Genomic DNA, 16,559 nt, shown 5'->3' with positions numbered 1-16,559 from the left:
GCTCGGGATCGCCGGCCCGGATCGCCTCGACGAGTTGCCCGTGATCCGTGTAGCGGTCCGGGAGCAGCTCACCCGCTGCCCTTTCGCTCGCGACTGCGGGGCTCATGGCCGGGGCCTCCGGACAGGTGGTGCCTACCGCAGGTCGAAGCGATCGAGCTCCATGACCTTGACCCAGGCGGTGACGAAGTCCCGCACGAACTTCTCCTTCGCGTCGTCGGCCGAGTAGACCTCGACGATGCCGCGCAGGATCGCGTTCGAGCCGAACACCAGGTCGGCCGCGGTGGCCGTGCGCACGAAGTTGCCGTCTGCGTCCAGGCCCTCGTAGACGCCCTCGTTGTCGACCGACGTGCGCCACGCGACGCCCAGGTCGAGCAGGTTGCGGAAGAAGTCCTGCGACAGCACTCCCGGGCGGTCGGTGAAGACGCCGTGCTGCACGCCGCCGGTGTTGGCGCCGAGCACCCGCAGTCCGCCGACGAGCAGCGTCATCTCCTTGGCGGTCAGCTCGAGCATGTACGCCTTGTCGACCAGGAGCGTCTCCGGCGAGAGCTTGCTGCCGGGCTTGACCCAGTTGCGGAAGCCGTCGGCCCGCGGCTCGAGCCAGCGGAAGTTGTCGACGTCGGTCTGCTCCTGCGAGGCGTCGGTGCGGCCGGGCGTGAACGGCACGGTCACCTGCACGCCGGCGTCCGCCGCGGCCTTCTCCACCGCCGCGGTGCCGCCGAGCACGATGAGGTCGGCGAGCGAGACCTGCTTCCCCGTCTGCTGCTCGAACTCCTTCTTCACCTGCTCGAGCACCGGCAGCACGTCGCGGACGCCCTCGTTGACCGCCCAGTTGATCTGCGGCTCGAGACGCAGCCGGGCGCCGTTGGCGCCACCGCGCTTGTCCGTGCCGCGGTAGGACGCGGCGGCGGACCAGGCCGTGTGCACCAGCTGCGGGACGGTCAGGCCGGAGGAGAGCAGCCGCTGCTTGAGGTCGGCGATCTCCGACTCACCCACGAGCTCGTGGTCGACGGCGGGAACCGGGTCCTGCCAGATGAGGTCCTCGCTCGGCACGTCGGGGCCGAGGTAGCGGCTCTTCGGACCCATGTCGCGGTGCAGCAGCTTGAACCAGGCGCGGGCGTACTGGTCGGCGAAGTACTCGGGGTCGTTGTAGAAGCGCTCCGAGATCTCGCGGAACCCCGGGTCCTTGACCAGGGCCATGTCGGCCGTCGACATCATCGGCGGGTTCTTCTTGCCTTCGATGTGCGCGTCGGGGACCAGCTCCTGCGCCTCGGGGTTCGACGGCTGCCACTGCTTCGCGCCGGCGGGGCTCTCGGTGAGCTCCCACTCGTAGCTGAAGAGCATCTCGAAGTAGGTGTTATCCCAGGTGGTCGGCGTCGGCGTCCACGCACCCTCGAGACCGCTGGTGATGGTGTCCGCGCCCTTGCCCGTGCCGTGCTGGCTGATCCAGCCCAGGCCGTTGCCGTGCACCGGGCAGCCCTCGGGCTCCGGGCCGACGAGCTCGGGGTTGCCGGCGCCGTGCGTCTTGCCGAAGGTGTGGCCGCCGGCGATCAGGGCGACGGTCTCCTCGTCGTTCATGCCCATGCGGCTGAACGTGACCCGGATATCGTGGGCCGAGGCGACCGGGTCGGGCTTGCCCTGCGGGCCCTCGGGGTTGACGTAGATCAGCCCCATGGTGACCGCCGCAAGGTGGCCCTCGTCGAGGTCGAGCGGGGCGTCGTCGGCATAACGCTCGTCGCCGAGCCAGGTGTCCTCGGGGCCCCAGAAGACCTCCTGGGGCTGCCAGACGTCCTCCCGGCCGAAGGCGAAGCCGAAGGTCTTCAGGCCCATGTCGTCGTGCGCGACGTTGCCGGCGAGGACGAGCAGGTCGGCCCAGGAGAGCTTGCGGCCGTACTTCTGCTTGATGGGCAGCAGCAGCCGGCGGGCCTTGTCCAGGTTCGCGTTGTCCGGCCAGCTGTTGAGCGGGGCGAAGCGCTGCGCGCCCTCGCCGCCGCCGCCCCGGCCGTCGGCGATGCGGTAGGTGCCGGCCGCGTGCCATGACATGCGGATGAACAGCGGGCCGTAGTGACCCCAGTCGGCCGGCCACCAGTCCTGCGAGGTCCGCATCGCCTCGGCGACGTCGCGCTTGACCGCCTCGACGTCGAGCTTCGCGAACTCGGCGCGGTAGTCGAAGTCCTCGCCCAGCGGGTCGGAGTCCTTCGAGGGCTTGTTCAGCACGGACAGGTCGACCTGGTTGGGCCACCAGTCCCGGTTGCTCTGGGGCCGGCCGTTCGTGGCCTTGGTCGGCGACGGGATCGCCGGGTTCTCGCTCTCGCTGGTGCTGTGCGTGTGGTTCTTGTCGACCTCGTTCGTCACTACTTACCTCTCTGTGCGGTCGAGCGGGGGGCGGAGGGTCGGCTGTCCGTGCAGGACGGGCAGCGTCCCCAGAACACGACCTCGGCCTCGTCGATGGCGAAGCCGGCGTCGTCGGACGGGGTCAGACAGGGTGCGGTGCCGATCGTGCAGTCGACGTCGACGATCGTGCCGCAGTCGCGGCAGACCAGGTGGTGGTGGTTGTCACCGACCCGCGCCTCGTAGCGTGCTGGCGAGCCCTGCGGCTGGATGCGTCGCACCAGACCGCAGTCGGTCAGGACGCGCAGCACGTCGTACACCGCCTGGTGCGACACCGCATCCAGTCGGGCGCGGGTGGCGCCGATGAGCGCCTCGGTGTCGAGGTGTGGCTGAGCGTGGACGGCGTCCAGCACCGCCACGCGCGGCCGGGTGACCCGCAAGCCCGCGGCGCGCAGTAGACGTTCGAGGTCTGGGGCGTCCGGCACAGCCGCATCCTGACGGCTTTCCTTGAACAAGTCAAGATCGGACGTGGCACGGTCGTCCAACAAGTGGGATTCCGTGGTCAATTGGCTGCAGGCCGTGCTGCGGGACGCGGACGCGGCTCACGACCGTCATGTAGCGAGCACTCGAAGCCTCTGGACGTCGGCTGGCGTCGCGCTTGGAACGCGCTTGAGGACCGGTGGACGCCATGTGGATGGGGACTGCCCCGGTGCGGTTGAGCTGCCCATGAGGGGACGGCCAACAGGCCTCCGAGAACCAAGGCCGGCCGACCGGCCGATGTAGTCCTCAGGCGGCGAGTGGACGAGCCGACGTCAGAAGCAGCAGAGCCCCCAGCGGCCGTAGAACCGTGGGGGTTCGACTTGGTGTCCGAGGCCCGAGTGCAACCCCAACTACATGATCAGAGTGGCCGCTGACCTACAGTTGTGTTGACCGCTGCATGGACATGCATCATCGTGGCCACTTCTTCGGTGCTGCCACGAATGACTCGCTTCAGCTCCATCAGAGCATGATCGAAAGCCTCCGAGCTACCGGGGGAACCTCACGCCGACGATCGACTCCGTTGATGTCAGCTGCGGATGTCAGGCGAAGCGTTGACCCCACACTGCCAGCAGCGGGCGAGGCCGGGTCAATCTCGCCCGGCGCTGCTCAACGAATCCGCCAACGTACGGAGCTGTCCGCCGGGATGCACTGCCTTGGCGACTCGCGTGGCTACTCGTCGACGAGCGGGCGGCGTTACTCGGCGGGCTGCGCACCATCCTGTGCCACCGGCCCGGATACGTGGCGGCGCACGAGGTCATCCTGCTCCAGAATCAAGTCGACGACCTGCCAGAACTCAGAGAGCCGAGGGTGGCTCAGCCCCTCTTCACGGCTGAGCTTGCGACCGAAGATCGGACTATCGCCGGCAACCTCGCCACCGTTGACGAGCGTCGCAGCAGGCGTCGGCGAGCCGACTACAGGGCCAACCCGGCAGCCGAAGGTGATGTGGTCGTCGAAGCGGTCGCGGCCCCAGCTCCCCAAGATGGCATCAATCCACACCTCGTGAACCCCGTTGTGGTGATAGCAACTCGCGAAGTAGGCGGCTACAGCGGTGTCGCCCTCGTAGATGTTGGCCCAAGTCCGGTCCGCTGGCGTGTTGCAGCATTGGCAGACGAACTCTCGTACCTGGCGGCTGCTCTCGTCGATCGTGAGGTTCACGGCGCGAACACTAGTGACGGTCAGCGCCGAGCGCGATCCGTCGTTGTAAGTTCTGGGTGCCTCGTCGGGTCGATCAGACTTGATCGCCTTCACTAGCCTCGCCATATGTTTCCCCGGGCCTATCCAGCGGTCCCCATTTCAGGGCTGGTGGCGTCTCTGTTGATCCTGTTGGTCGGTGTCTTCTCCGACCTGGGCCCGCCCCCGCCCGCCGGGGAACTGCTTCGCGGCACCGTGATAGCCGTCGAACGGGACAGCCGCGGCCAGCTGGCGGCGCTCGTGCAAGTCGACGCTGAAGGCGGCCCGGTCATCTGCGGCATCGATGCGGCGGCGTTTGCCGGCCAGCGGATCCCGGCACCGCACACTGAGATGACCGTTGATTACCAGCCCACGGGCTGCGCGCTGCCCCCAGCGTCGCGGCAACTGCCCCGTTGGGGGATCCTCGCGCTTGGCGGTATCGGCGCAGCGCTGATGGTGCTATGGCTCCGGGCAGGGCGCTGAAAACGAGTCTGCTGCTCATCACTGGCTGGCACGTGGCCGACCCTGCCTTGCAAAGGCGGCTCGGTGCCGTGGACGCTTGCCGATCAATGTCGGCGACTGGCGTTGGCGTCGGGGATCTTGCTGTCCTGTGCCAGCGGTTGTCGGCTGTTGTCGCGCGTCTCGCTGACTTCTTGCTGACGGTCGGCCCTGATGACACAGGCCTGGACCTGCAACCCTGATCGAGCCGCTGCCTTCTTGCTGCCGCGCAACGAGTGCCACTTGTCGACCGGGCTACCTCGTCTCACGGCCGCGCCTGTGGGGAAATGCTTGGTGACGCATCGAGCGCATGGCAAAGGCGAGTGCGATCATCGAGTACATCGGATACCCCACCTCGCGCAGGTCGAGAGCATCGCCGATGTGCCACGAGAGCGGATCGAGGCCGAAGTCGTAGTCGATGAGCGCGAACAGCAGCCACAACGGCGCGTACGCCCGATCGAGCGTTTCGGCCTGCTCGCCGTCGATCCCGGTCGACGGCATCAACTGCACGAGCACCGCGATGTCGGCCGCCGCGATCGCCGCGAGCACCCCGAAGATCCATGCTGTCCGGATGAGGCCGCGGTGCGCAAGCAGTGCGGCGATGACGAGCGCGACCGCCAAGCCCGCAAGCCACGCCAGGGCAGATTCCCGCTTGCCGAACGCCTTGTCGGGTTGCAGCATCGCGAACACCACGGCTGGGACCAGCACCGCGAGGACCGCCCACCAGCCGCGCGCCTGTAGCAGCCCCGCGATCCGGTGTGCCGCAATGGCCGCCAGATGGGTAATGATCACAGCACCCAGCAGGTAAACATAGTTCACGTCCGCGTAGTCCATTGTGTTGTTACCGGTGAGACTCAGCCCGAACACGAAGGCGATCACGCCGGTCACCAGCAGCGCTGCGCACACCACAGGCGTGAGGACGACCCCAGCGATCCTTCTCTGATTGACGTCGGCCATGCCGCATGGTGCCACACCTCACTCGCACTCCACCCCGCTGGCGCCACCTCGTCGAACGGACTCCTTGACCCCCAGGACGCTTCGCCATACGTCCACACACGTCACACACGCTTTCCCCGAGATCAAGCCGTGTGGTGGACTGCATGCCGGCTACCATCGTGCACGACGTGCGATCCCCATCTGTCCCCAGTCGCTGACACGCTGGCGGAAGCGGCACTCGGCATTCGTTTCCTGGCAATCGGGGACTATCTCGCTAACGGTGTTTCCGGCGGTCCTGTCAGTAGGTCTCAGCGGCCGGGAAGCGGTCGCTGAAGGTGATGGCGTTCAACGCGGGTTTCCAGCGCATCGTCCATCGGGCCCTGCCGGTTCCGGTCGGGTCCAGAGACCGGGTCACGAGATACAGGCACTTTAGCGCCGCCTGCTCATTGGGGAAGTGGCCGCGGGCTTTGACCGCCCGCCGGTAGCGGGCGTTGAGGGACTCGATCGCGTTGGTCGAGCAGATCACCCGCCGGATCTCCACGTCGTAGTCCAGGAACGGGATGAACTCGGCCCAGGCGTTGTCCCACAACCGGATCACCGCCGGATACCGCCCGCCCCACTTGTCGGCCAGGTCGTCGAACGCCGCGCGGGCTGTGGTGGCGTTGACCGCGGTGTAGATCGGTTTGACGTCGCGTTTCAGCTCGTCCCAGTACTTGCGCGACGTCAGCCGGAACGTGTTGCGGATCAGGTGGATCACGCAGGTTTGCACCACGGTCTGGGGCCACACGTTGGTGACCACCTCCGGCAACCCTTTGAGGCCGTCGCAGACCAGGAAGAACACATCCTTGACGCCTCGGTTGCGCAGGTCGGTCAGCACGCTCATCCAGAACTTCGCGCCCTCACCGCCGGCGCCGGCCCACAGGCCGAGGATGTCCTTGTCCCCGTCGAGGGTGACCCCGATCGCGGCGTAGAACGGCCGGTTGGCGACCTGCCCGTCGCGGACCTTGACCACGATGGCGTCGATGAACACCGCGGCGTAGATCTCGTCCAAGGGCCGGTGCGACCAATCGGTCATCTCCTCGATGACCTTGTCGGTGATCCTGCTGACCGTCTCCTTCGACACCGACGCCCCGTAGATCTCGGCGAAGTGCGCCGAGATCTCCCCGGTCGTCAAACCTTTGGCATACAGCGACAACACGACCTCGTCGACCCCGGACAGTCGCCGCTGCCGCTTCCTGACGATCTGCGGCTCGAAGGTGCCGGCCCGATCCCGCGGCACGTCGATCTGCACCTGGCCGGTGGTGTCGGTCAGCACCGTCTTCGACCGGACGCCGTTGCGGATGTGCCCGGCGCCGATGCCGGCGGGATCGCGTTTCTCGTAGCCGAGGTGTTCGGTCATCTCCTCGTTGAGCGCAGTCTCCAGGACCGTCTTGGTCAGCTGCTTGAGCAGCCCGTCCGGGCCGGTCAACGACAAGCCCTGCTCCTTGGCCAGCCGAACCAGTTCGGCCGCGGCCTGCTCCTCCGCCGACGGCTCGGCCTTCTTCTTCCTCGCAGTCACATCGTCCAGTGTCGCTGTCATCACGGCACCTTCCTCGCCGGGCACCACGCCCAGCGGGTCAGGCCGGAAACACCGTTAGATCCACGGTCCCCGTTGAGGGGATGCCAGCAGTCGGCGTGATACCAGGCCCGCCGGCTACCCGAGCGCCGTGAAGCACCAACGAGCGACGCTGGAAGGGCTGCTCACGACCGGTGCAGATGCCCGCGAAGCGAGCCGCAGTCGCCCGCCGCGCCAACGCGTAGGCACCCAGCGTGCCGAGCGGCCCGTCCGGCATGATCAGCTCGCTACAGGTTTCGATGCGTTTCGGTAACAAGCTGAGCTACATCAGTATGAAGAACATGGAGCTCACCCGGCTGCTGATCTAGCCGGCGAGGATCCGGGCGACGGCGGTGCTCAGCACGCGTACGCCGCGGGTCGAGCCCGGCTCCAGCCCGGTCAGGTCGCGCACCCGGGTCAGCCGGTAGTCGAGCGTGCGCGGGTGGATGCACAGCGCGGCCGCGGTGTCGAGCCGGTTCATGTCGTGCTGGTAGTAGGCGTCCAGCGTGGCGACCAGGTCGGGGCCGGCGTCGAGTTGCGCCGCCACCACCTGGAGCCACTGCCCGACCTCCGCCAGCCGGGCGGCGCCCAGCTCGGCGAAGACGTCGGTGACCGTGTACGCGTGGCGCGGCACGGCCCGCACCGGTGCGACCTCGCTGACCTGCCGGGCCAGCGCCACGGCGTCGCCGAACGCGCGCACCCGCCCAGGCGCGGTGCCGGCCGCGCACGGCCGGCCGGTCATCGAGGCCACGTCGCGGGCCAGCGCGAGCCCGCGCTCGACCGCCGGCTGCCGGCCGCCCGGCGAGCTGGGGATCAGCGCGACCACCTCGTGCGGCTCCGGCCAGCTCAGCGGCATCCAGTGCGTCTTCAGCAGCGCGCTGGCGAACTCGTCCCGCGCCGCCTGATCCGGCCCAGGCGACCCGCCGGCCACCCGGACCACCGTCGCGACGACGTGGTCGGGGACCGGCATGTGCAGGCCGCGCGCCAGGTCGGTCGCGCTGTCGTCGCCGGCCAGCAGCATCACCGTCAGCAGCCGCACCTGGGCGACGGTCGCCAGCGTGCGCCGCTGCCCCTCGATCCAGCCCCGGGTGTACGCGCCCTGGGCGGCCAGTCCCGCGGGAGCCAGCCAGGCGAGCGTGTGCATCGTCGCGGCGATGTCGTTCGGGCCGGCCGCCTCGTACACCTCGCGCAGCGTCAGCCGGGTGTGCACGAGCAGCACCTGCCGCTGCGCGGTCAGGGTGAGTCCCTTCTCGCCGCGCTGGCGGCCCATCGCGGCCATCAGGTCCAGATCCTGCACGTGGAACGGCGCGCTGTCCGCCGCGAGGTCGACCGTGCGCTGACGGAGGAAGACCGCGAAATCGAGCATCTCCGACCGCACCCGCGGCATGGCCGCGAGGTTGCGGTATTCCAGCAGCTCCTCCTGGTAGGCGTCCACCGCCCGGCGGGCGTTGTCGGCCACTCGCTGCCGCCAGAGGCTGAACAGACCGCCCATGCCGGTCAACGGTAATCGATGCGTTCCGGCCACGCCGCCCGGTTGACGCGGACCGGACAGCCTTGCGGACATTCGCAAGAACCGGGGTACGCCGGCGACCCGGTTCTCGCCCTGTCACGAAGACCCGGCCACCGGCACCCTGGAACGCTTCGCCATGGACGTCGGACGACGGCCCGGCCGGGTCGGGCGCGACCAGGTACTCGCCCCGGCATCCGCAGATCGCACAGCACTCGAGAGGTGGTTCTGGTTATGACATGGCGTAGTCGACCCTCCGCCGGAGCACGATCCGGCATTCTCCGCGCATCCAGTCTGCTGTTGGCCGCGACGGCGATGCTCGCCGCGTTCATGGCCGCACCGTCCGCGGCGGTCGCGGCACCCGCGCCGAGCGGCGACGCGGCTGTCGCCGCCATCGGAGCCGAGCGGGCATCGGCGAGCTCCGCCGGCACGTTGAGCGTCACGACGTCGACGGCGGCCGCCGCCTCACCGGCGAAGGGCGGCGGTTTCTCGGTGATGTCGGGCTCCTGCCCGTACGCCGGGCAGTACATCGACCCGTGGCTGATCGTGTTCCAGGGCTGCACCCTCACCGGCCAGCCGACGACCGCGGTCAGCGCCCGGTGCTCCAACGGGGCCACCCTGGGCCCCGTGCACGTGCCGCCCGGCGTCTACGACATCTATGTCGACTGCTACCCGGCGTTCTTCAGCTCGCTCACGTTCATCTGATCGGCCCACCCGGCACGGATCCCGTTGCGGGATCCGTGCCGGCGGTGCCGGTCTCAGGGCAGCGCGTCCAGGTGCGGGCCGACCGTGTTGGCGAAGCGGTTGCCGTTCGTCACGTCCCAGTTGACCGACCAGGTCATCGCGCCGCGGATGCCCGGGTAGGTGCGCGGCGGCTTGAACGAGCCGCAGTTGGTGCCGCGGGCCAGGCAGTCCAGCGCCGCGTTGACCACGCTCGGCGACACCACGCCGCCGCCCGCGGCCCCGGCACCGGCCGGCAGACCGAGCGCGACCTGGTCCGGCCGCAGCCCGTTCTCCAGCTGGATGCAGGCGAGCGCGACGATGAAGTTGACCGTCCCTGGGTGTACGCCGCGTTCTGGTCACAGCCGAGCATCGCGCCGGAGTTGTAGAACTGCGTGTGCACGACCGTCAGGATGTCCTTGATCGCCAGCGCCAGCGCGAAGTAGGACCCACCGGTCGACTGCATGTCGATCGTCTGCGGCGCCATCGTGATGACCAGGTTGCTCTTCTTCGCGTGCAGCGACCGCAGCGCCTGCGCCATGTAGGTCGGGTTCAGCCCGTTCTCCAGATCGATGTCGACACCGTCGAAGCCGTAGCTCTGGATGATCGACCACATCGTGTTCGAGAACGCGGCCGCGCTCGCCGCGTCGGACACCGCCACCCGGCCGGCTTCGCCGCCGACCGACAGAATGACCTTCGAACCCCTGGCCTGCAGGGTACGGACGTCAGCGCGGAAGTGAGAAGAACGTCTGGTGTTGAGCCGGTCAACCCGACGAGGTCCTTGAAGCTCGTGACCGACGCCATCGCCGAATACCGCAGTACCTGCAATTTCAGGTGTGCGGTTGCCGTAGGTGGTGCATTCAACTCGATGGCCGCGACGTGACCGGCGCTAACGACATCGAGCATGCCGATCCGTCGATGCAGGCGCCGAACTCTTCGACTACCACAAGCACGTCACCGACGATCAGGTGTCATTGACACACGGCCAGTTCCGCTTGGAGTAACCGCTATGGATCCGCACACGCCAGAATCTGCTTGGCGGCGAACGTGGTCGACGAACCTCGACCAACTGATGAGCGGTCATCTCGAATAGCGGCACCGGCACGTCCCGACTTCTCGCAAAAGTCTCCGGCGGAAGCTGCGGGGTGTGATGAGACAGACCGCGGGATCGGCGACCTTGCCCATGTGGTGGAGCGCATCTCCGTCAACCCCTTGTGCCTTGCGCCACGAGCGCCGGGCCTCGACCGATCTCGCTATATGAGCAGGTCAGTGGGTTCGGGACAACCGCGGACCGATGAGGACCGTCCCCGGGTAAGCGAGAATGTGTCCGCATGGGCCACGAGCATCACGTCTTCCACAACCCACCCCCGGCAACACCGGCTGACGTACTCGCGGCGTTCGACCGCGGCGACCTCTCCGGCGCTCTTGATGCGATGGTCGGCACCGCACTGTACGGCGACGGGGACTGGCAGGAGCTGCAGGAACTCTACCTTCGGCTCCTACATCACGAGGATCACCAGATCAGCGCCCTCGCCGCCACGTGCCTGGGCCACCTGGCGAGGGTGTACCGCCGCCTGGACGAAGCCCGCGTCGTCGCCGCTCTCCGCCGCGCGCAATCGATCCCCCACATCCGTGGCACCGCCGACACCGCCATGGACGACATCCAGGTCTTTCTCCACCCTCGGCGTGCCCGATGGCGCGCCCGCCTGAACAGAGCCCTCCGCCCCTGGACCTGGATCTGACCCAAGCGAGGCGTCCCCACCACCGCGAAGCCCTCCACTGCCCCCACCGCCTGCTCAGCGATAGCGCGTCAACGTGCTCATCGACTGCTGGCGCCCGATGCCACCGAACGGTCACATTCGCAGCGGTTGACCGCCGGGCGAGCAGCCACATCTCAGCCGCCACGCCGGGGACGGTTCGACGAACTCATCGCGCCCATTCCCGACCACACGACCGCCGAACTGGTCGCCAACCTCGCCGATGCTGTCATCGGCGGGAAGGTTGAGCAAACAAGTCACGGCCGAGCAACAGCGATCGAGTCCAGGAAGACGTCGGCATCCGTCGGACGCCACGGACCCGCAGCGCACAACGATGCACACCGATGACAAACCTGGTTGCCGCACCCGGTAAATGGGGGGTTTTCGGGGGGAGGTTCAAAACCTCATAGAAGAAAGTCAAAGCCCTGACCAGCATTTCCGCTGATCAGGGCTTTTTCTCTGTCGGGACGGCGGGATTCGAACCCACGACCCCTTGACCCCCAGACCTCGGCAATCAGAGCGGGTGAGGTCGCGTACGAGGTCAGGACGGCTGGCTCGGCGGTTCACGGTCGCATTCGCGCTGCGTGGTTGCTGTACTTCCCTGCTGTACTGCATCGTCCAGCAGCCGGGCGTAGTGCTCGCGCATCCGCAGCCAGTACCGGCGCTCGTCACACGGGTGCAGCCGGCCACACCGACACAGACCCAGACCCGCCTCCGCGTGCACCGCCAGGAAGACGTCAGCGCACTCGACCTGCCACTGCGCGTGCCGCCGGAAAGCATCGGAGCCGTAAATTGCTCCCACCTACTTCACCACCCGGCGCTGATGGTGGTGCCACAGCGACTCGGCCATCGCGTCAACCGGATCGATCTCACCGGCCGCGATCCTCGCCCTGGTGATCGCGATCCACGGCGGCGACGTTTCAACCGACTGCCCGCACGCCGTACGCATCCCCTCGATCGCGAGCTGCGCCGCCGGGCACGGGCTGAGGTGGTTGTCGCGCCGGCACACGGTGATCACGCAGAACCCGCCAGCGTCCCTCCCGTGGGCGTCCCACAACGTCCGTGCCAGCCGCCACAGCAGTCGGTGCTGACACCCGGCAGGCGGATCATCGGGCGGATCATCGACATCGAAGAGCATGCCCGAACGATCCCGGCGAACATCCATGCGTGGCCATGTCCAGTAGCCATGTCACCGTGACATGAGGTGGGTCGACGTTCGTTGCGCCCAGTTCTACGCTCCAGTGAGCACCGCCGATGGTCATGTGCGACCAGGAGGGGTCCGCGATGCTGCTAGAACCTCTGCGCATTCCGCTCGGCGTGTGGTCGCACGGCGAAGTTCGCGCGGCGCTGCGCAAGCGCGACATCGGGGGCCTGTTCCGGTTGATCCTCCAGCTGACCGGCACCAGTCAGAGCCGGCTCGGCGCGTCCGTTGGCTTGGAGCAGGGGTACGTCAGCCGGATCATCGCCGGACGCAAGGTCACGTCGATCGACGTGCTGGAGCGGATTGCCGACGGGTGCGACATGCCCGACGACGCGCGTACCGCGCTGGGCCTCGCGGCGCGGCAACTCCCGTACCGCTCCGATCCGGCCGCGAGCCGGCCGATCAATCCCGGCATCCCCATCTGGCGCGATGTGGTGAACAGTGCCTGCGAACTCTGGCGAGGTGACGTGAACCGTCGACATGTACTACGCCAGGTGGCATTCAGCTCCGCCGGCTATACCCTTCCCGCGCTGCACTGGTTCACCGCCCCCGACCCCGCGCCGGTCACCCAGACCGGTCGACGCGTCGTCGGTCAACCCGACGTTGACACCATCCGCGAGATGACCGCAACCTATCGTCGCCTCGACAACCAGTACGGCGGCGGTCACGGCCGCGACGCAGTCGCGCGCTACCTCGACCAAGAGATATCGCCGCTGCTGCGCGAAGGCAAATACGACCGCGCGACGGGGCAGCAACTGCTCAGCGCTACGGTCGAACTGACGCAACTCGCGGGATGGCAGGCATACGACAGCGCGCAGCATGGCGTCGCTCAGCGCTACCTGGTGCTCGCGCTGGACCTGGCACGCGTCGCCCGCGATGACGGCCTCGGCGCAGAGATCCTTGCCGCGATGAGCCATCAGGCCACCTACCTCAGTGACGCCGCGACCGGAATCGACCTCGCCCGCGCCGCCGCACAGACCGCCCGCCGCGCCGGCGTACCGGTCCTCGCCGCTGAAGCCCTGGTACTCGAAGCCCACGCGCACGCTCGCGCCAACGACCCGCACGCCTGCACAGTCGCGCTGCGTCAAGCCGAACAAGCCCTCGACCGCGCCGACCGCAACGGCGATCCACAATGGATCAGCTACTTCGACGAGGCATACCTGTCGGCCAAGTTCGGCCACTGCTTCCTCGCCCTCGGGCAGGCCAAACACGCTGAGCGCTTCGCGGCGCGCTCGCTACAGATGGACAACCGCTACGTACGCGGCCGGGCCTTCAACCTCGCACTTCTCGCCAGCGCATACACCCGGCAAGGCGAAATCGACCGTGCCTGCGCCATCGGCGGTGACGCGCTGGACGTGACCCGCCAGCTGCGGTCGGCTCGCGCGGTCCGCTACGTACGCAACCTGCAAAGCCAACTCGCGACCCACGGCCGCCATCCGACTGTCCGGCGGTTCACCGCACGAGTCGACGCCACACTCGGCCCACGTCGGTAGCGACTACAGCTCACCGCGCTCGCGGCGCGCCACCAACTCCAACACCGCGATCACCGTCCCGGCCCCGACGATCTCGCCGCCCGACATCAAATCCCGTGCCTCGTCCAACGTGACCCAGGCGATCTCCTCGGCCTCGTTCACGTCCACCGGGTCACCGATGTGCTCCACGCTCCTGCCCAGAAACAGCAGGTTTTCCGCGTCCGCCGTGCCGACCCACGGCTGGAACGACAGCAGCGGCTCAACCGCCCGCGGCCGCCACCCGGTCTCCTCCTCAACCTCGCGGATCGCGCACGCGGCCGGATCCTCGGCGTCATCGACGTACCCGCCCGGCAACTCCCACACCCAGCGGTCGAACACGAACCGGTGCCGACGCATCAGCAACAACCGCGCCTGCTCATCAACGACTGCGACCATCGCCGAACGTGGGGCCCGAATCACGTACTGCTCGAACCTCACCCCATCCGGCAACTCGACGGCGGCGATGCTCAACCGCGCCCGACGGGTGTCGTCCACGATGCGCTCGCCATGGATCGTCCACCGGGTCGACTCCGTGATCCGCTCCTCCGTCACCCTGCCAGTATCCGGCGCACAGGCCGTCCCTGCCCGCCTCCGCCCTCTCGAACGTTCTGGTCACGACCTTGCTATCGGCGGGCCCGCGCACGCACTTCCAGCGAATTGGCGTCCGGTCATCGGGATATCCGACGATGGGTGCCACTCACGCTTTGAGCTGGGAAAAAGTTCGTCGTTGCTGGTCATTGTTCGTCACCGCTGGTCCTCCTTTGACGGCCTGGCGACGGCTTGGCGCTGCTCCTCGGCCTTGGCCGACGACCTCTTCCGTGTCAAGGCGGGTATAGAGGGTCGCCCCCTGCCCCCCGGTGTCACGTCGGCCCGCCTGGTGCAGCTCACGAGACGTTCGCTGCCGCCGGCTAGCAACGGCTGGCGTTGGTTTCGCTGACTTCTCGCTGACTCGCCTCCGCCCCGCAGGCCGGCAAGGGTCTAGGCACCCCGATGGTGCTTATCGTCGGGGACGTCCGTTGCCATCACGCTGCGTCGGCTAACCTCGACGCGCTGCGCATCATCGCGAGGCCGTTTCGTACTGAACGGCACTACGAGCTGGCGGAACCCCGACATGACTGGCGGCACGAGCCGCAGTCTCCAAGACGCAGACGAGGTGGAGCTAGTGGACGTCGACCGGCTGTTCTCCTATACGCTGCGCGATCTCGAACGCCGCACGGCCGCTACCGATGAATATGACGTGCTCATGTCGACCGCCTTGCTGAGAAAGCTGCTCTTGGACCAGGCGCGGTTGATGGACCAGGTCAACCGTCGTTACCGACTAGAGCTGCGCTTCCGCATCAGCGGCGTATCGCCTCTCGAAGAGTCCATCTGGGCCAACAACCCAATGTTTTGGTCGATTGAGGATGCGCTGGACCCCGAGTCTCCTTTTGCGTATGCGCCCTACGACGCAACACGCGATCAGTTCCTGGCGAGGCGTCTCATGCGCTTTGGCGGGAGCTGGATAACGGTACGAGATGTGATCGACCAGCTCGCCAACATTGAGGGCGCCGTCCACATCGGCAAGGCGAAACACGAGCGTCATACAGCACTGCAGGCCGCGGGGAAATTCTATAGCCGTGATCAGCTACCTGGAGTCGTAAGCCAGCTCAGACTCATCGGACGGATCACCGTGCGCGGCCTGCGCCCGCTTCACGATGCTGTCGTCGCTGAGGGTGCTGCCACATGGGCTTCGGTCCGCCCGAACGGGTCGGTCGAGCTGCGAGAGGATGGCTAGGACATCGGGCAAGAAACACCGGGCAATGTGCCTGACGCCGTCCACAACGCCCCACCCTCGATCTCTCGCTTGTAAGGCGGTTTCAGCGAGAGCCGCAGCGTTCACCAACGTCCATGCCGTACGCGTTGCGCCTCCTTGCGGTGTGCAGACGTTCGCCCTTGTCTGCGGCGGTTGATGTCAGGAACCGATGTCAGACACGGCGACCGCATGAGCTGGGCAAGGCCGTCGGCGTTGGTCGTCGCTGGTGGCCGTTGGCTAACCTTCGACGGCCCGGCGATGGCCGGGGACGTGTAGGGAGACCGAATGTTCGAGGTAACGGGACCCGTAGCGACTGATGCTGGCATGCAGGTGCTCTGGAACCCCGAGCGCTTCGCCTCGGTGGTCGACTACGACTCATGGGAAGACTCGTTACTCGAAGACGAGGACATCCTCCAGCACGCCCTGGGCGGCATGCTCGTGCCGATCAACCTGGGGGACTCAGCGTTCCAGTTCGTGGTCCGTGTCGGCGACTCGGCGCAGGCTGCGGACCTGACAGAGCGCGAGCGGGCGCGCCTCCTCGTCACATCGGATCCCTACCTCATCACCTCAGCCGGGTCGCTCTACCTGAGCGGACTGGAAGACGTGTCAGCAACCCCGGACGAGAAAGCCCTACACGTGGCGGCACCCGCCGGCCGTTACGCGGTGACCGCCAACCTCATTGACTGGGAGAGTGAGCCGGGTTCACGGGAACCGACCGGAAATCCATCACCACACGCGTTGCCGGACTTCGTCCTCCTGTTGAACGCGCCCACGTGGCCGGAGCCGGCCTTCCGTCAAAGCTTGCAGACGCTCCCTCCACCGCCGGAAGCTTCGGCGTGAAGCCGGGCGTCACAAATCGATGAGTTGAAGCGGAACATAGAGCCGATGCCTCGCCACCAGTGGGAACGGCGGGCGCCACCTGCTCGGGCGGTGTCTCGGGCTGCCGTCGTTGATGACTAGTTGCCGACGCTTCAGGGTGTCTTGTGCCCCGTGTGTGCCCCACAC

At 67.4% G+C, this 16,559-nt stretch carries 14 protein-coding genes and 1 pseudogene; 6 read left to right on the top strand and 9 right to left on the bottom strand.

Annotated elements, in window-relative coordinates; translation table 11 throughout:
- Positions 1–132 precede the first annotated feature (132 nt).
- From katG to AB0J06_RS23465, 3 genes are all read right to left on the bottom strand, one after another.
- The gene (gene katG / locus AB0J06_RS23475) at positions 133–2,352 is read right to left on the bottom strand and encodes a catalase/peroxidase HPI (protein ID WP_357431346.1); all 2,220 of its coding nucleotides are present in this window, start codon (positions 2,350–2,352) and stop codon (positions 133–135) included.
- Positions 2,352–2,813, bottom strand: coding sequence for a Fur family transcriptional regulator (locus tag AB0J06_RS23470; protein ID WP_357431344.1), 462 nt, complete (start codon positions 2,811–2,813; stop codon positions 2,352–2,354). Before AB0J06_RS23470 ends, katG begins: the two co-directional genes overlap by 1 nt.
- Positions 2,814–3,561: 748 nt before the next feature.
- Positions 3,562–4,023: a hypothetical protein gene (locus tag AB0J06_RS23465; RefSeq protein ID WP_357431342.1), complete on the bottom strand. Its 462-nt coding sequence runs from the start codon at positions 4,021–4,023 to the stop codon at positions 3,562–3,564.
- A gap of 105 nt (positions 4,024–4,128) precedes the next feature.
- Between AB0J06_RS23465 and AB0J06_RS23460 the strand changes: the two genes are divergently transcribed.
- A complete protein-coding gene (locus AB0J06_RS23460; protein ID WP_357431340.1) occupies positions 4,129–4,521 on the top strand; it encodes a hypothetical protein in 393 nt (130 codons plus the stop codon).
- 270 nt (positions 4,522–4,791) lie between these two features.
- Here the strand turns inward: AB0J06_RS23460 and AB0J06_RS23455 are convergent, their stop codons facing one another.
- From AB0J06_RS23455 to AB0J06_RS23445, 3 genes are all read right to left on the bottom strand, one after another.
- Complete coding sequence (locus AB0J06_RS23455; protein WP_357431338.1) at positions 4,792–5,493, bottom strand: hypothetical protein; 702 nt, start codon at positions 5,491–5,493, stop codon at positions 4,792–4,794.
- Positions 5,494–5,770: 277 nt separating this feature from the next.
- Positions 5,771–7,051 carry an IS256 family transposase gene (locus tag AB0J06_RS23450; protein ID WP_357431336.1) on the bottom strand — a complete coding sequence of 427 codons (1,281 nt, stop codon included), beginning with the start codon at positions 7,049–7,051 and terminating at the stop codon, positions 5,771–5,773.
- A gap of 340 nt (positions 7,052–7,391) precedes the next feature.
- Positions 7,392–8,558: a helix-turn-helix domain-containing protein gene (locus AB0J06_RS23445; RefSeq protein WP_357431334.1), complete on the bottom strand. Its 1,167-nt coding sequence runs from the start codon at positions 8,556–8,558 to the stop codon at positions 7,392–7,394.
- Positions 8,559–8,873: 315 nt separating this feature from the next.
- Here AB0J06_RS23445 and AB0J06_RS23440 point away from each other — a divergent pair, with 315 nt between their 5' ends.
- Positions 8,874–9,278 carry a hypothetical protein gene (locus AB0J06_RS23440; RefSeq protein WP_238670810.1) on the top strand — a complete coding sequence of 135 codons (405 nt, stop codon included), beginning with the start codon at positions 8,874–8,876 and terminating at the stop codon, positions 9,276–9,278.
- Positions 9,279–9,331: 53 nt separating this feature from the next.
- Here the strand turns inward: AB0J06_RS23440 and AB0J06_RS23435 are convergent.
- Positions 9,332–10,029, bottom strand: a pseudogene (locus AB0J06_RS23435) (glycosyl hydrolase family 18 protein); the annotation flags it as partial.
- A gap of 595 nt (positions 10,030–10,624) precedes the next feature.
- Between AB0J06_RS23435 and AB0J06_RS23430 the strand changes: the two are divergent.
- A complete protein-coding gene (locus tag AB0J06_RS23430) occupies positions 10,625–11,035 on the top strand; it encodes a hypothetical protein (RefSeq protein WP_357431331.1) in 411 nt (136 codons plus the stop codon).
- 817 nt (positions 11,036–11,852) lie between these two features.
- On the opposite strand, the gene AB0J06_RS23425 is transcribed toward AB0J06_RS23430, so the two are convergent.
- Entirely contained in the window at positions 11,853–12,188 is a 336-nt protein-coding gene (locus AB0J06_RS23425) for a hypothetical protein (RefSeq protein WP_357431329.1), read from the bottom strand.
- 146 nt (positions 12,189–12,334) lie between these two features.
- Between AB0J06_RS23425 and AB0J06_RS23420 the strand changes: the two genes are divergently transcribed.
- Positions 12,335–13,744 carry a helix-turn-helix transcriptional regulator gene (locus AB0J06_RS23420; RefSeq protein WP_357431327.1) on the top strand — a complete coding sequence of 470 codons (1,410 nt, stop codon included), beginning with the start codon at positions 12,335–12,337 and terminating at the stop codon, positions 13,742–13,744.
- A gap of 3 nt (positions 13,745–13,747) precedes the next feature.
- On the opposite strand, the gene AB0J06_RS23415 is transcribed toward AB0J06_RS23420, so the two are convergent.
- Positions 13,748–14,314 (bottom strand): NUDIX hydrolase, encoded by a 567-nt coding sequence (locus AB0J06_RS23415; protein WP_357431325.1) that lies wholly within the window; start codon positions 14,312–14,314, stop codon positions 13,748–13,750.
- A gap of 610 nt (positions 14,315–14,924) precedes the next feature.
- On the opposite strand from AB0J06_RS23415, the gene AB0J06_RS23410 reads away from it, so the two are divergent.
- Together AB0J06_RS23410 and AB0J06_RS23405 are read left to right on the top strand one after the other, a co-directional pair.
- Positions 14,925–15,536, top strand: a complete 612-nt coding sequence (locus AB0J06_RS23410; RefSeq protein ID WP_357431323.1) for a hypothetical protein — start codon at positions 14,925–14,927, stop codon at positions 15,534–15,536.
- Positions 15,537–15,839: 303 nt separating this feature from the next.
- Entirely contained in the window at positions 15,840–16,394 is a 555-nt protein-coding gene (locus tag AB0J06_RS23405) for a hypothetical protein (protein WP_357431321.1), read from the top strand.
- The last annotated feature ends 165 nt before the right edge of the window (positions 16,395–16,559 follow it).

The organism is Micromonospora sp. NPDC049679, assembly GCF_040659735.1.
Lineage (GTDB): Bacteria > Actinomycetota > Actinomycetes > Mycobacteriales > Micromonosporaceae > Micromonospora_I.
Note: the sequence above shows the minus strand (reverse complement) of the source record. Positions and strands in the feature narration are given on the sequence as shown.

Bases quoted from the DNA above. Each gene is read 5' to 3' on its own strand.
- AB0J06_RS23455 (WP_357431338.1), bottom strand. From the start codon at position 5,493: ATGGCCGACGTCAATCAGAGAAGGATCGCTGGGGTCGTCCTCACGCCT.
- AB0J06_RS23450 (WP_357431336.1), bottom strand. From the start codon at position 7,051: ATGACAGCGACACTGGACGATGTGACTGCGAGGAAGAAGAAGGCCGAG.
- AB0J06_RS23425 (WP_357431329.1), bottom strand. From the start codon at position 12,188: ATGCTCTTCGATGTCGATGATCCGCCCGATGATCCGCCTGCCGGGTGT.
- AB0J06_RS23405 (WP_357431321.1), top strand. From the start codon at position 15,840: ATGTTCGAGGTAACGGGACCCGTAGCGACTGATGCTGGCATGCAGGTG.
- AB0J06_RS23420 (WP_357431327.1), top strand. From the start codon at position 12,335: ATGCTGCTAGAACCTCTGCGCATTCCGCTCGGCGTGTGGTCGCACGGC.
- AB0J06_RS23460 (WP_357431340.1), top strand. From the start codon at position 4,129: ATGTTTCCCCGGGCCTATCCAGCGGTCCCCATTTCAGGGCTGGTGGCG.
- AB0J06_RS23445 (WP_357431334.1), bottom strand. From the start codon at position 8,558: ATGGGCGGTCTGTTCAGCCTCTGGCGGCAGCGAGTGGCCGACAACGCC.
- AB0J06_RS23430 (WP_357431331.1), top strand. From the start codon at position 10,625: ATGGGCCACGAGCATCACGTCTTCCACAACCCACCCCCGGCAACACCG.